Source organism: Catenulispora rubra, from assembly GCF_015356825.1.
GTDB classification, from domain to species: domain Bacteria; phylum Actinomycetota; class Actinomycetes; order Streptomycetales; family Catenulisporaceae; genus Catenulispora; species Catenulispora rubra.
Map to the genome: position 1 here is coordinate 13,988 of NZ_JAACYW010000153.1, position 13,215 is coordinate 27,202.

Consider the following 13,215-nt stretch of genomic DNA (forward strand, 5'->3'; position numbering starts at 1 on the left):
CGATGACCGCATCCGCCCCGGCGGACGTCCCGGCCGGCGTGGGGGAACCCACGCCGGCCGCTGCGGCGTCCCCGCTCCGACCCGCGGGCCTGCGGGCCGGCCGCCTCGGTCGCGCCAGCCGCGCCAGCCGCGCCCGCCGCACCCGGCCCGCCGACCTGCTCGGCCTCGCGCCGTTCGCCGTCTACGTGGCCGTGTTCCTCGGCGCTCCGGCCTACGCGGTGATCACCGCCGCCTTCAAGGACGACGCCGGCAACGCGACGCTGTCGAACGTCACCACCACGCTGAAGGACCCCTACCGGCACGCCTTCACCGTCAGCATCGAGCTGTCCGTGCTCAGCGCCGTCCTCGGCGCGGTGCTCGGGCTCGCGCTCGCGGTGGCGGTCTCCGGCGCGCGCCGCGACGGCTTCGTGCACCGGGCCGTCACCACCGCCTCCGGCGTGCTGGCCTACTTCGGCGGCCTGCCGCTGGCCTTCGTGTTCCTGGCCACGCTGGGCCCGCAGGGCCTGGTCACCAAGTGGCTGAACAGCGCCGGCTACAACCTCACCCAGCACGGCTTCGTGCTGTGGAACATGGCCGGTCTGGTGCTGGTCTACCTCTACTTCCAGATCCCGCTCATGCTGCTGGTGATCTTCCCGGCCCTGGACGGCCTGCGTCCGCAGTGGGAGGAGGCCGCGCGCAACCTGGGCGCCTCGCGCCGGCAGTACTGGCTGCGCGTCGGCGGCCCGCTGCTGTTCCCGCCCTTCCTCGGCGCGCTGCTCCTGTTGTTCGCCAACGCTTTCGCGGCCTACGCGACCGCGTACGCGCTGAGCACCGGCAGCGTCCCGCTGGTCCCGATCCAGATCGGTTCGGTCATGTCCGGCAACGTCCTGGCCGGCCAGGAGAACATCGGCAACGCGCTGGGGCTGTGGATGATCGTGGTCGTCGGCCTCGTGGTCGTCGCCTACACCCTGCTCCAGCGCCGGACTGCGAGGTGGCTGCGGTGACTGCTCTCGTCTTTGCAGATTCTGGAAACCCGGATTCCCCCGCCCCGCAGAGCTCTGCTGCTCCGGGTCCCGGCCGGGCGCAGCGCCGTCGGCCGCCGATCGGTCGTGCGCTGCTCCTGCTGGTGTTCGCGGCCTACTTCTTCATCCCGCTCTACGCCGCGGTCGACTTCACGCTCGGCGGCAGCCGGCGCAACATGGGCCACACGCTGTCGGTGTGGACCGGCCTGGTCCATCAGGAGGGTTTCACCACCAACCTGATGACCTCGCTGAAGATCGCCGGCGGCACCGTGCTGCTCCTGCTGGTGCTCATGGTGCCGACGATGGCCTGGCTGCACCTGCGCCTGCCGCACCTGCGGCGCGTCGTCGAGGGCGTCTGCCTGCTGCCGATGGCGATCCCGGCCGTGGTCATCGCCAACGGCATCATCGGGGCCTTCAAGTCCTGGCCGCAGGCGATCACCGGCTCCTCCTGGATCCTGATCCTGGAGTACGTGATCCTCGCGCTGCCGTTCACCTACCGCTCGCTGGACGCCGGCCTGTCGGCGATCCCGCTGACCACCATGGTCGAGGCGGCGCGCAGCCTGGGCGCCAGCTGGCCGGTGACGCTGTGGCGGGTCGTGGTGCCGAACATCCGCACCGCCATCGCCTCGGCCGGCATCCTCGGCGCGGCGCTGGCCCTCGGCGAGTTCACGATCGCGAACCTGTTGCTGCTCAACACGTTCCCGATCTGGACCGACCAGGCCGGCCAGCAGGACGGCGAGGTCGCGACCACCGCCTCGATGCTGATCCTGTTCCTGTCCTGGCTGCTGCTGATGCTGGTGTCGCATCTGGGCCGCGGCCGCGGGGCGAAGAAGGCCAAGAAGGCCGACCAGTTGAAGACGTCCGACCAGCCCGACGACCCGCGGAGTGCCCAGTGACCGCCGCTACCACCGCCCCCTCAGCCCCGTCCGCGACCTCCGCGCCGTCCGTCGAGCTCGTCAAGCTCAGCCGCTCCTTCGGCGGCGTGGCGGCCCTGGACGGCCTGGACCTGACCGTCGAGCCGGGCACCCTGATGTGTCTGCTGGGCCCCTCGGGCTGCGGCAAGACCACGGCCCTGCGCATCATCGCAGGCCTCGAACACAGCGACGGCGGCGAGGTCCGCGTCGCCGGCCAGGACGTGGCCCGGGTCCCGGCGAACAAGCGCGACATGGGCATGGTCTTCCAGTCCTACAGCCTCTTCCCGAACCTGGACGCCCGCGACAACGTCGCCTTCGGCCTCCGCATGCGCGGCTGGAACGCGGCCAAGCGCCGCGAGCGCGCCGGCGAACTCCTGGAGCTGGTGGGCCTGTCCGCGCACGCGGACAAGTACACGCACCAGATGTCCGGCGGCCAGCAGCAGCGCGTGGCCCTGGCCCGGGCGCTGGCGATCGAGCCGCGCGTGCTGCTCCTGGACGAACCCCTGTCCGCTTTGGACGCCGTGGTCCGCGTACAGCTGCGCGAGGAGATCCGCTCTCTCCAGACTCGTCTGGGCATCACCACCGTGTTCGTCACCCACGACCAGGAGGAGGCCCTCAGCGTCGCCGACCAGGTCGCGGTGATGCGCGCCGGCCGCCTGGAGCAGTGCGCGCCCCCGGCCGAGGTCTACGCCGAACCGGCGACGCCCTTCGTCGCAGAGTTCATCGGCACGATGAACCGCCTCCCGGGCACCCTGTCCGCAGACGGCCAGACCGTCGAGGTGGCAGGCCGCCGCCTCGTGGCCCGCGACGCAGGACCGCGCTCCGGAGGGGAAGTCGCGGTACTGATCCGGCCGGAGGCGGTGCGCTTCGAGCCGGCCGAGGACGGCACGGCGACAGTGCGCCAGGCCGGCTTCCGGGGCCCGATCACGCGGATCACCGCGGTGCTGGAGGACGGCACCGAGGTGCTGTCGGACGTGCCGAGCGCAGCGGCAGCCGACCTGGTGCCGGGGCGTCGGGCGACCGTGGTGCTGGAGGACGCGCCGGTCATGGTGGTGTGAGGCTCTTCTCACGGGGGACACGCAAAACGCTTGCAAGTTTCTCACGGAGCGTGCAGCGTGTAGCGCGTGGATCCGACCCTGCACGTCGCGCGATTCGACGCATGGGCCCCGGTCTACGAGGCGAGCGCGCTGCAGGAGGCTTTCTACACGCGACTGCATCGCAAGGTGCTGGGACTCGCCTCGGCCGCCGGACCGGCGCCTGGCCGTATCGTGGACATCGGCTGCGGTACCGGTCGGCTGCTGCGCGCCGCGGCCGTGGTCTACCCGGACGCGGGCTTGGTTGGCGTGGACATCTCGGCCGGGATGCTCGCTCAGGCGCGGGCGATGGCACAGGCACAGGCACAGGCGATGGCCGCGCCGGGGGAGCGCACCGCCTTCGTCCGTGCCGATTGCGCCGCACTGCCGTTCGGCGACGCCGGGTTCGACCTGGCGACGTGCACAGCGTCCTCGCACCACTGGCCTGAGCCGGCGGTCGCGCTCGCCGAACTCCGCCGCGTCCTCGCCCCGGACGGCCTGCTGGTCCTGGCGCACCTCCAAGGCGTCGCGCCCTGGGACCCGCCGGCGGCTGGCCACATCCGGCGCCGAGGCGTCCGTATCTCCTCCGGCCTAGCCGTCCCGCTGTTCGACAGCGGCTTCCGCGTCTGCGACGCCGCGCTGTTCGCCGAGTGCCCCCTGATGCCCGCCACCGTCGTGCTGTGCGCGCGGCGGCGGTAGCGCGGCCCGGCCGCCGGTGCGGCGACTCCACAGCCTCGTCGCCAGGTGCTGGATCGCGAACGCGGCAGCCAGCGTCAGCGCCCCGCCGACCGCGTCGGCCACGAAGTGGTTCGCGGTGCCGATGATGACGGTGAACGTGAACAGCGGATAGAACAGCCCCGCGATGCGTACCCACTGATGCCCGGCATACCGATAGATCATGACCGCGCACCACCCGGACCACGCGATGTGGTCGCTGGGCATCGCGGCGTACTGATTGGACATCGACTGCATGCTCGGCGACGCCCACGAACCCCACGTGTGGTACTTCACCGTGGTGTCGATGAACCCGTGGCCGGCCAGAAGACGCGGCGGGGCCAGCGCGAAGAAGTAGAACCCGATCAAGCTCGACACGATCGCGATGAACAGCACCATGCGCGCGGAGCGGTACGCCTGCGGATGGCGCACATACAGCCACACCAGCACAGCGACGGTGATGAGGAAGTGCAGCGTCGCGTAGTAGTAGTTCATGCCGACGATCAGCGGCGTGACCTTGTCCAGCGCGTGGTTGACCGTCAGCTCGATGTCCATGTGCAGCGAATGCTCGGCGCGCAGCATGGACGCGGCCCGGCGCAGCGCGATGTCCTTCTGTCCCGGGACGGCGTCGCGGGTCAGGGTGTACAGGCTGTAGCCGACGACGATCAGCGCCAACTCGGTCCACAGATGCGGGCGTCCCTGGCGGCTGCGGGGGAACAGGCGACGGTGCGCGGCGGCGGGTGGTGCCGGCTCGCTCACTCGTCGGCCTTGCGATCACGCACGGTCGGCGTGGTCGCGGAGGCCTGGGGGTCCGGGTCGTCCGGGTGAACCGGCTGGACCAGATCGGTGTCGCTGTCAGGATCGGAACCTGTGTCGGGTTCGGTTACTACCGCCGTCCCGGGCTTGTCGCGCCGTAGCCACAGATATGCCAGCGCCCCCAGGAACACGATCAGCGACACCCAGTCGTTGAGCCGCAATCCCAAGAACCGGTTCGCGTGGTCGTCCCGCAGCGCCTCGACCACCGCACGCCCCGCCGTGTACGCGGCGACGTACATCGCGAACAGCCGCCCCCGGTTCGGGTGCCACTTGCTGTCGATCCACACCAGCGCGACCGCGACAGCGACGTCCCAGATCGACTCGTACAAGAACGTCGGCTGGTAGAACGCCTCGTTCGGCGTGTTCGACGGCCGGTGCGCCGGATCGATGCGGATCGCCCACGGCAGCCCGGACGGCCGACCGTACAGCTCCTGGTTGAAGTAGTTACCCCAGCGCCCGATCGCCTGCGCCAGAACCAGCGCCGGCGCCATCGCGTCGGCGAAGTCCGCGAGCTTGATCCCCTTGCGCCGGCACCCGATCCACGCGCCGACCGCCCCGAGCGCGACCGCGCCCCAGATGCCGAGCCCGCCGTCCCAGATGTAGAACGCCTTGACCGGGTCCTCGCCGGACTTGAAGTACAGCTCCGGGTCCGTGATCACGTGGTACAGCCGACCGCCGACCAGGCCGAACGGCACGGCCCAGATCGCGATGTCCACGACGTCCTCGCTGCGCCCGCCGCGCGCCGCCCAGCGCCGGCCGGTCCACATCACCGCGACCACGATGCCGAGCAGGATGCACAGCGCGTAGGCCCGGATCGGCAGCGGACCCAGATGCCACACGCCCTGCGACGGGCTCGGCAGATACGCCAACGTCATCGCAGCGACCACCCCTGCTGTTCCGGCCGCGTCGGCCGGTCCGTCGCGGTGTTTTCCTCGCCACACTACATCGGTGTCAAAGATGTTCGGTCACCGAAGTATCTTGTCCGGAGCCCGTCCACATCTTTCCCGCCGATCAGTGCTGGGGTTGACGCTACCGAGTCCCGGTGGCGCTGCGCTGCTTTTGCGGCCCGCCACGACTCGGGTCGAGCGCGCCGTCCAGCGCGGCCAGCACCCGGATTGCGGCCCGCATGTCCTCCGGATCGACGCTCGGCAGCGTGGCCGCCTTCTCCCGCTCGTACGACAAGGTCGCCGACCGGACCCCCGAGCAGCGCGAGCGGCTGCTGCGCGACACCGAGGCGCACTTCGCCAGGCTCAGCGCGACGTCTCCGTTTCCGGCAGCCGCACCTTCACCGCCCCCAACGCGCGCCGCACCTCGATCTCGATGACCACCCGCAGCGGGTTCGGCCCCGGCTCGCCGTACCGCGCGGCGTACCGGCGCTCGGCGTCGGCGGCCGCCTCCGGCCAGAACGTCATGCCGTCGGGATCGGCTGCTGCGTGGTCGGGCATCGTCCTCCGTCAAGGTCTTGCGAATGCGGGCTACACAACCCGCTGCGACCTCAGCCGCAAGACACGGCCCCGACCGCCGCCGCCCCGCTCCGCAGCAGCTCCCCGTACTCCTCGGCACGCAACGGCATCGCGAACAGGTGCCCCTGCGCGAAGTCGCATCCCAGCTCCCGCAGCCGGTCCCGCTGCTCCGGCGTCTCCACGCCCTCGGCCACAACCCGCATCCCGAGCGCGTGTGCGAGCGTGATCACCGCGACCACGATCGCGTCGTCGCCGCGGTTGCGGGTCAGCCCGCTGATGAAGACGCGGTCGATCTTCAGCGTGTCGACCGGGTTGTCGCGCAGGTGCCCGAGCGAGGAGTAGCCGGTGCCGTAGTCGTCCAGCGCGATCTTGATCCCGGCGCCGGAGAACGCCGCCAGCGCCGAGCGCGCGGTCAGCGAGGCCTCGTGCACCGCGGTCTCGGTCACCTCCAGGCAGATCCGGTCGGCCGGCACGCCGTGCCGCGCGATCGCCTTGGTGACCTGGCTGACCAGGTCGGGGTCGTGCGACAGCTGCCGGCTGGACAGGTTCACCGACAGCAGCGGCAGCCGCCGGCGCCCGACGCCGTCCGCCACCGCGAGCAGGCCTGCGTTGCCGTCGGCATCCGGAGTCGCGAGCAGCCCCGCGTCCCGGTCCCGGTCGGCATCACCAGCCCCGCCCAGCGCCGCGTTCCACTCGGCGAGCTGCCGGCACGCCTCGTCCAGCACCCACCGCCCGATCGGCACGATCAGCTGCGTCTCCTCGGCCACGTCCAGGAACGCCGCCGGCGCCAGCAGCCCGCGCTCGGGGTGGCGCCACCGGATCAGCGCCTCGGCGCCGGTCACCCGGCAGTCGGACAGCGCCACGATCGGCTGGTACACCAGCGTGAACTCGCCGCGCTCGACCGCCTGCCGCAGGTCCTGCTCCAGGTTCATGCGGTGCACGGCCCGCTCGTGCGTGGCCGGCTCGAAGAACCGGTAGCCGCCGGCCACCGCGCCGTCCGACTTGGCCTGGTACATCGCGGCGTCCGCGTCGCGCAGCAGCTCGTCGACCGTGGTGTCCGGGCCGTGCGCGAGCGCGATGCCGATGCTGGTGCGCACGTGCATCGCCTTGCCGGCGCAGTCGAACGGCGGGATCAGGCAGTCGATGATGCGCTGCGCGATGGACCCGGCCTCGGTCTGGCCGGCCACGTTCTCGCACAGCACCACGAACTCGTCCCCGCCGAACCGGGCCACCAGGTCGCCGCGCCGCACCGCCTTGCGCAGCCGGTCGGCGACGGCCGCCAGCAGCTCGTCCCCGGCCGCGTGCCCGAGGCTGTCGTTGACCAGCTTGAACCGGTCCAGGTCCAGGAACAGCACGGCCAGCCGGTCCGGATCGGCGCCGCCGAGCTCGATCGCCTCCCGGATCCGGCTGACCAGCAGCGTGCGGTTGGCCAGCCCGGTCAGCGGATCGCGCACGGCCTGTTCGGCCAGTGCCTCCTCGATCCGGCGGCGGTCGGTCAGGTCCCGGCTGACCGACAGCACGCTGGCGACCTTGCCGTCGCTGTCCAGCTCGGGGACGAAGCGCGTGTGCAGGAAGCGGTACTCCCCGGCCACCCGGACGTTGAACTCCCGCTCGGTGTCCTGCCCGGTCTCCAGGACGTGCCGCAGCGAGTCCTCCCAGACCCGCAGGAAGTCCTCGGAGTAGCCGCGCTCCCGGCTGGTGTGGCCGAGCATCTCCACCCCGGTGATCTCCTGCGCCGCCGGGTTGGCGTAGGCGCAGCGCAGGTCCCGGTCGAAGCGGGCCATCAGGTCCGGGCTGGTGTCCAGCAGCGTCCTGAGCTCGCGCCCGACCCGGTCCAGCTCGGCGGTGCGGGCCTTCAGCTCGCGCTCGGAGATCTTGCGCGCGGTGATGTCGCGGCTGATGCCGAAGGTGCCGATGATGCGACCGTCGAAGTCGCGCAGCGGCTGCTTCGTGGCGCTGAGCGTCTCCTCCTCCGGGGTGCCCGGCCGCAGGTGGGGCTCCTCGAAGTCGATGATCGCCCGGCCGGTGCGCATGATCGTCTTCTCCGTCGCGAACGCGGCGGCGGCGTGCTCGGGGGTGAAATAGTCGCGGACCGTCTTGCCTATCATCCCGGCCGGATCCGTGCCGCTGAACTCGGCGGCGCTGGCGCTGACCCGCAGGAAGCGGGACTCGCGGTCCTTGAAGAAGATCATGTCGGCGCACGCGGACAGCAGGTTGTGCAGGCAGATGCGGTCCAGCTCGGCCTCGTCGATCGTGCGGTCCGGGGCTATTCGCTCATCCGCGTTGGCGTTGGCGTCGGCGTCGGCATCGGCGTCGCCCCGACGCCGGGACACACCCGGCTGCACGGGGAGGCCGTCGGGCCGCGACCGGCCGGGGGTGCCCGTCTCGGCCCCGCGTTCTGCCGCACTCGTCATCGATGCGCCTGCTCCCTGGGTCCGGGTGATCTCCATGATATCCGAGCTGCCCTGCGCCGCTCGGGCGCGCGAATCACCAGGTCCTGGCTTCGGCGACATGCCCGTCCGGTCTGATCAGGACTGACCCCGGGGTGTCCCAGCGGTCCCGGAGGGCCCACGCGGGGCCGGTGACGGCCGTCGCGGTGACGACGGCGGCGTCGTCTTCGGGGTCGTCTTCGGCACCGTCGGCGCCGTCTGCGGGACCGCCGACGGTGAGCCGGACGAACCGGCCGGGCCCGATCTCCCGCAACAGCTCGTAGAGCCGGACCGGGGGAGCGCCGTCGCGTTCGAGCAGCAGGTCGGGGACCCGGGCGCCGAGCCGCGCGTCCGTGATGTTCTCAGTGTCGTCGCCGTCGCCGTCCTGCGCTGTCGGATACCGCACCGCGATCCCCGACAGCCGCCGCGCGTACTGAAGGTTGACCGCCGGATGCTCGGCCAGCAGCGCCTCGAACCGGATCCGCAGCGCAGCGCCGTCGGCTCCGGTCGCCGCGACCAGCCCCATCTGCGCGTGCACGTCCTCCAACACACGCTCCCCGGCCGGCCGCCGCTCGGCCTCGTAGCCGTCCAGCAGCTCGTTCACAGTGTCCGGACTGCCGCCGTCCCGCTCCGACCGCACGGCCGCGATCAGCCGCCACGCCAGATTGTGCGCGTCCTGGATCCCCAGGTTCATGCCCTGGCCGCCCATCGGGAAGTGCACATGCGCCGCGTCCCCGGCCAGCAGCACCCGGCCGTCGCGGTAGCGGTCCGCCTGCAACGCCGAGTTGCCGATGGTCGAGACCCGCTCGACCTCGCCGAGGCCGTAGTCGGTCCCGGTGATCCGGATCAGCGACTCGCGCACCATCTCCGCGGTCCACGGCTTGCTCAGGTCGGTCATCACCGCGTGGTCGATGGTCGAGACGACGAACCGGCCGTCCGGCAGCGGGATCACGAACAGCAGCCCCTGCTCGTTGCCCTGCAGGTACCGCTCCGGCGGCGGCGGATCCTTCAGCTCGACCAGCGCGGCCGGGCTGAGCAGGGTGTCCGGGGTGCCGCTGAAGCCGATGCCGGCGGTCTCGCGGACCGTGCTGTGCGCACCGTCGCAGCCGACGACGAAGCGTGCGCCGACGCTCTGCTCGGCTCCGTTATGCCGCACCGTCGCCACGACCCGATCGGCCTGCTGCCGCACGTCCACGACCCGCCGCCCGCGCAGCACCTCGCCGCCGCAGCGGTTCAGGTGCTCCTCCAGCGTCTCCTCGGTCTGGGCCTGCGGCTGGAGCAGGATGTGCGGGAACGAGGTCGGCAGGACGGAGAAGTCCAGCCGCGAGGCACCCATCGCGAAATGCCACGTCGGCAGCCGCCGACTGGCGGCCAGCATCGGCGCCGCGGCCCCGCGCGAATCGAAGATCTCCAGCGTCCGTGGATGCACCACGAACCCGCGCGACCACGCCGCCCGGTTCTCCCGCGCCTCCACGACCATGACCCGCACCCCGGCCGCGCACAGCTCCGCGGCCACCCAGCAGCCGACGGGTCCGGCCCCGACGACCAGCACCTCGATATCCGGCGGTGACGACATCCGTTCCTCCCGGTCGGGCGCGAGTACGAACGATGATAGCGGGCGGGCTGTGGCCGGACTGCAACCTTTCGTCATACAGGCTGCTCGGAGGCTGATGACGCCAAGCCGAAGGGGCGTCACAGGTCATCACGGGGCGGGAGGGGTTTCGGCCACGCGTGATTCCCCACTCGGCGGCGCGCGTGGCTCTTTCCGTGGCCGCCTTGCTGTCCGTCTCCTTGACCGGCCCGGCCCGGCACAATGTCCTTCGACCAGGCCCGCGCAGATCCGCTGCCGCCGCACCGAACTCGGAGGACCCGCCCGTGCTCACCCCCACCGACGAGACCCTGCTGCGCCGCGCGATCGACATCGCCGCGAACGCCGTCACGATCGGCGACGCGCCGTACGGCTCCCTGCTTGCCGACGCTGCCGGCACCATCCTCATCGAAGAGCACAACACCGTGAGCCGCGACAACGACATCGCCGCCCACCCGGAACTGAAGCTCGCACGCTGGGCCGCCCGCGAGCTCAGCCCGGAAGCCGCCGCCGGGACGACCATGTACACCAGCTGCCAGCCGTGCGGGATGTGCACCGGCGGGATCGTGCGCTCGGGCCTCGGGCGCGTGGTGTACGCGCTGGCCACCGCGCAGCTGGTCGAGCTGAACCCGGGGTCGGGCTGGCCGCAGGTGCCGCAGGAGGGGCCGGCGCTGTTCGAGGCGGCGCGGGTTCCGATCGAGGCCTTCTACCGGAAGTAGTCTTTCTTGCCTGTTGGCAACAGCTTTGGTGGCCACAGCTTTGGCGGCAACGGTTTCTACGGTGTGTAAGGCAGCTGCGGCACGTCGAAGCAGTTGCTGTCCATATCAGGCACCTGCGTCACCCACCCGCCCTTGCCGCCCTGCGCCGAGTCCTGCCAGCGTGCCGCGTTCAGGCAGGCGCGGGTCGTGCCGGTCGGCGGCGGGGTCGGCACGAACGAGGCCGGCAGGATCAGGTTGTGGGCGTCGTACGGCTGCGGGCGGTTCATGAACGTCTCGACGCAGGCGCGCGTCACGTTCGCGCCGCACGAGCCGATCGCGTCGGTGAGCCATTGCGCGGCCGCCCACCCCTCCAGGTCCCACGCCGACAGCTGCGACGCCTGGTCCGGGAAGTAGCGGGCCATCGCCGCGCGGAACTGCGCGACCGCCGGGTACTGGGTGTCCTCGTAGTTGCGGCTGGAGGACGTGGCCCACAGGACGTTGCGGCAGGCGGGGGAGGAGCGGTAGTCGCTGCGGACCGACTCGCCCCAGTTCTCGACGTTCGTGACCTTCGCCAGGACGTTCACGCCCGCGGCGTCCATCGCGTTGCAGAGCGCGGCGTTGCCTCGGGTGTCCATGGCGTCGAACAGGAGTTGGGTGCCGTCGGCCTTCATCGCCGCCGCGACCGCCTGGAAGTCGGGGAGCGCGAGGTCGACGGTCTGGGAGACGACGTGGTAGCCCTCGGCGTGCAGGCCGGTGGCCAGCTGGGAGGCGTAGCGCGTGGAGTCGGCCTGGTTGTAGGCGACGACCGCGGCGCGGACGGAGCCGAGGCGCTGCTTGAAGAAGCGGAAGATCTCCGTGCTCTGATACAGCGTGCCGTTCCAGCCGACGGTGCGGCCGTCGCGCGGCGAGCTGCTGCCGCCGATGGCGTAGAGGTGCGGGTACCGGTCGTAGACGGTGGTGATCGGCTGGCCGCCGACGTCGGGGACGTCCTTCTTGCTGACGTAGTCCGCGCCCGCGTAGTCCAGCGCCGCCGTCGCGTTCAGGGCGAAGACCTGGTCGTGGTCGATGAGCTGGTGGACGCAGTCCTGGTTGCCGATGCCGCTGCCACCGTCGTCGCAGACCGTGGCGGCGACGGTGCGGCCGTGGATGCCGCCGCTGTCGTTGAGGGCGCGGAAGAAGGCTTGGGCTCCGTAGCTCGGGCCGCTGAAGGCGGCGGCGCCGACCGGGCTGGTGAGGGAGGCCAGGATGCCGATGCGGATTTGGGTCGGGGTGATGCCGGTGTCGCTAGCGGGGTTTTGGTTTGGGTTTTGGACGCTACCGCCACCACTGCCATTCCCACTACCACTGCCATTGCCCGGCGTCGGCCGCGGGCTGAACGCGCTGGACGGCAGACGAGTCCCGCAGCCGGTCACGGCCGTCACCATCACCATCATCGTCGCCGACGCCGCGACCAGCGCGACCAGGCCGGCGCTCCGACGCACGGCTAGCTGCATCCCGGCAGCGAGGTGTTGCCGGTGAGGGCGACGAGTCCGCACAGGGTCGAGTCCGCGACCTTCCACGTCCCGTCCTGCAGCACGGCCTTCCCGGTGGCGTTCGGCTCCACGACGGTGCCCTGTAGCGACAGCGCGTAGGTCACGGTCGCCGTGGTCGCCGAGGTGAACGCCACGTTCGTCACCGCCGCCGACACCTGGCTGACGCGCGGGTCGGCGGCGAAGCCCTGGAGCAGCGGGGCCAGGACGGTGCCGTTCTCCAGGTACTTCTCCTTGTTCGGGATCGTGGTCTTCGGGTCGAAGAACGTCTGCCAGTTCTGCTTGATCTGCGCTGTAGCCGCCGCGACGTCGGCCGGCCCGGCGCTGCTGGCTGTCCCTGTCGGCGACGTCGAGGGCGAACTCGACGGCGACGAGGTCGTGCTCGTAGTGCTTGAGCTGCCAGTCGCCGACGCCGACGGTTTACTACTCCCCCCGCCGCACGCCGACGCCGCCATCAACGCCGCGACCGCGACCCCGGCGGCAAGCGTGCGTCCGAACGGGGCCCTGGCGCGTCGCGTCATCAACATGGCTTTCTCTCCGCCTCTGCTGCGATCGAAGGACTTCCGCCATCCCCAGCATGTCCTCTTATGTATAAACCGCAACATAAGCGGTAGAAACCTGCCATGGCCCGGTTGCCACACTTCCCGGCGACCCCGCAGACGTCGACACTGACCCGCGCGGTCCGCGAATGGTCCGGCTGGCTAATCGTCGCGGCCGGCGCGGTCCTCTGCGTCCTGGGCTGGTACGGCGTCTCCGGCGAGAGCGTGATCGAGCAGCAGCTGCCCTACCTGGCCTCAGCCACCATCCCCGGCGCCGCCATGATCGTCGCCGGCGCGACCCTCATCGCCTCCCGCACAAACCACGCCGACCACCGCATCGAGACCCTGTACACACTCCTGGTCGCGGACACCGACGAGCCCGCCACCACCCCACGCGACCAACCCGCCGCGCCCGAAGCCCTCCTAGCCGTCCCCGGCGGCACCCTCTACC

At 71.2% G+C, this 13,215-nt stretch carries 13 protein-coding genes and 1 pseudogene; 6 read left to right on the plus strand and 8 right to left on the minus strand.

From position 1 onward, the window contains the following. The first annotated feature begins 2 nt into the window (after positions 1 to 2). The 4 genes from GWK61_RS32820 to GWK61_RS32835 all read left to right on the plus strand — a co-directional run bounded on the left by GWK61_RS32820 (position 3) and on the right by GWK61_RS32835 (position 3,687). Positions 3 to 983: an ABC transporter permease gene (locus GWK61_RS32820; protein WP_194915570.1), complete on the plus strand. Its 981-nt coding sequence runs from the start codon at positions 3 to 5 to the stop codon at positions 981 to 983. Continuing rightward, on the plus strand, positions 980 to 1,897 hold the full coding sequence (locus GWK61_RS59950; protein WP_194915571.1) for an ABC transporter permease: 918 nt from the start codon (positions 980 to 982) through the stop codon (positions 1,895 to 1,897). Before GWK61_RS32820 ends, GWK61_RS59950 begins: the two co-directional genes overlap by 4 nt. After that, positions 1,894 to 2,973: an ABC transporter ATP-binding protein gene (locus GWK61_RS32830; RefSeq protein ID WP_194915572.1), complete on the plus strand. Its 1,080-nt coding sequence runs from the start codon at positions 1,894 to 1,896 to the stop codon at positions 2,971 to 2,973. Before GWK61_RS59950 ends, GWK61_RS32830 begins: the two co-directional genes overlap by 4 nt. A 66-nt stretch (positions 2,974 to 3,039) precedes the next feature. Beyond that, positions 3,040 to 3,687: a class I SAM-dependent methyltransferase gene (locus GWK61_RS32835; RefSeq protein WP_194915573.1), complete on the plus strand. Its 648-nt coding sequence runs from the start codon at positions 3,040 to 3,042 to the stop codon at positions 3,685 to 3,687. Here the strand turns inward: GWK61_RS32835 and GWK61_RS32840 are convergent. The 6 genes from GWK61_RS32840 to GWK61_RS32865 all read right to left on the minus strand — a co-directional run bounded on the left by GWK61_RS32840 (position 3,580) and on the right by GWK61_RS32865 (position 9,986). Next, on the minus strand, positions 3,580 to 4,461 hold the full coding sequence (locus GWK61_RS32840; protein WP_194915574.1) for a phosphatase PAP2 family protein: 882 nt from the start codon (positions 4,459 to 4,461) through the stop codon (positions 3,580 to 3,582). The two genes, GWK61_RS32835 and GWK61_RS32840, sit on opposite strands and share 108 nt — an antisense overlap. Further along, the gene (lgt, locus tag GWK61_RS32845; protein ID WP_228563322.1) at positions 4,458 to 5,393 is read right to left on the minus strand and encodes a prolipoprotein diacylglyceryl transferase; all 936 of its coding nucleotides are present in this window, start codon (positions 5,391 to 5,393) and stop codon (positions 4,458 to 4,460) included. The genes GWK61_RS32840 and lgt overlap by 4 nt, the downstream gene beginning before the upstream one ends. A gap of 154 nt (positions 5,394 to 5,547) precedes the next feature. Further along, positions 5,548 to 5,748, minus strand: coding sequence for a hypothetical protein (locus GWK61_RS32850; protein ID WP_194915575.1), 201 nt, complete (start codon positions 5,746 to 5,748; stop codon positions 5,548 to 5,550). Positions 5,749 to 5,768: 20 nt separating this feature from the next. Then, positions 5,769 to 5,963, minus strand: a complete 195-nt coding sequence (locus GWK61_RS32855; RefSeq protein WP_228563323.1) for a hypothetical protein — start codon at positions 5,961 to 5,963, stop codon at positions 5,769 to 5,771. Between the two features lie 50 nt (positions 5,964 to 6,013). After that, positions 6,014 to 8,395, minus strand: a complete 2,382-nt coding sequence (locus GWK61_RS32860; RefSeq protein WP_194915576.1) for a putative bifunctional diguanylate cyclase/phosphodiesterase — start codon at positions 8,393 to 8,395, stop codon at positions 6,014 to 6,016. A 73-nt stretch (positions 8,396 to 8,468) separates the two neighbouring features. Next, the gene (locus tag GWK61_RS32865; RefSeq protein WP_194915577.1) at positions 8,469 to 9,986 is read right to left on the minus strand and encodes an FAD-dependent monooxygenase; all 1,518 of its coding nucleotides are present in this window, start codon (positions 9,984 to 9,986) and stop codon (positions 8,469 to 8,471) included. A gap of 299 nt (positions 9,987 to 10,285) precedes the next feature. Between GWK61_RS32865 and GWK61_RS32870 the strand changes: the two genes are divergently transcribed. Further along, a complete protein-coding gene (locus tag GWK61_RS32870) occupies positions 10,286 to 10,717 on the plus strand; it encodes a nucleoside deaminase (protein WP_194915578.1) in 432 nt (143 codons plus the stop codon). A 56-nt stretch (positions 10,718 to 10,773) separates the two neighbouring features. Here GWK61_RS32870 and GWK61_RS32875 read toward each other — a convergent pair whose 3' ends face one another. After that, on the minus strand, positions 10,774 to 12,189 hold the full coding sequence (locus GWK61_RS32875) for an ABC transporter substrate-binding protein (RefSeq protein ID WP_194915579.1): 1,416 nt from the start codon (positions 12,187 to 12,189) through the stop codon (positions 10,774 to 10,776). Continuing rightward, positions 12,180 to 12,752 (minus strand): MTB12 C-terminal domain-containing protein, encoded by a 573-nt coding sequence (locus GWK61_RS32880; RefSeq protein ID WP_194915580.1) that lies wholly within the window; start codon positions 12,750 to 12,752, stop codon positions 12,180 to 12,182. The genes GWK61_RS32875 and GWK61_RS32880 overlap by 10 nt, the downstream gene beginning before the upstream one ends. Before the next feature lie 96 nt (positions 12,753 to 12,848). Here GWK61_RS32880 and GWK61_RS32885 point away from each other — a divergent pair. After that, positions 12,849 to 13,215 (plus strand): annotated as a pseudogene (locus GWK61_RS32885) (hypothetical protein); the annotation flags it as partial.

Excerpts from the sequence above, each read along its gene's own strand:
- GWK61_RS32875 (WP_194915579.1), bottom strand. The coding sequence starts at position 12,189 with ATGCAGCTAGCCGTGCGTCGGAGCGCCGGCCTGGTCGCGCTGGTCGCG.
- lgt (WP_228563322.1), bottom strand. The coding sequence starts at position 5,393 with ATGACGTTGGCGTATCTGCCGAGCCCGTCGCAGGGCGTGTGGCATCTG.
- GWK61_RS32855 (WP_228563323.1), bottom strand. The coding sequence starts at position 5,963 with ATGCCCGACCACGCAGCAGCCGATCCCGACGGCATGACGTTCTGGCCG.
- GWK61_RS32860 (WP_194915576.1), bottom strand. The coding sequence starts at position 8,395 with ATGACGAGTGCGGCAGAACGCGGGGCCGAGACGGGCACCCCCGGCCGG.
- GWK61_RS32865 (WP_194915577.1), bottom strand. The coding sequence starts at position 9,986 with ATGTCGTCACCGCCGGATATCGAGGTGCTGGTCGTCGGGGCCGGACCC.
- GWK61_RS32880 (WP_194915580.1), bottom strand. The coding sequence starts at position 12,752 with ATGTTGATGACGCGACGCGCCAGGGCCCCGTTCGGACGCACGCTTGCC.
- GWK61_RS32820 (WP_194915570.1), top strand. The coding sequence starts at position 3 with ATGACCGCATCCGCCCCGGCGGACGTCCCGGCCGGCGTGGGGGAACCC.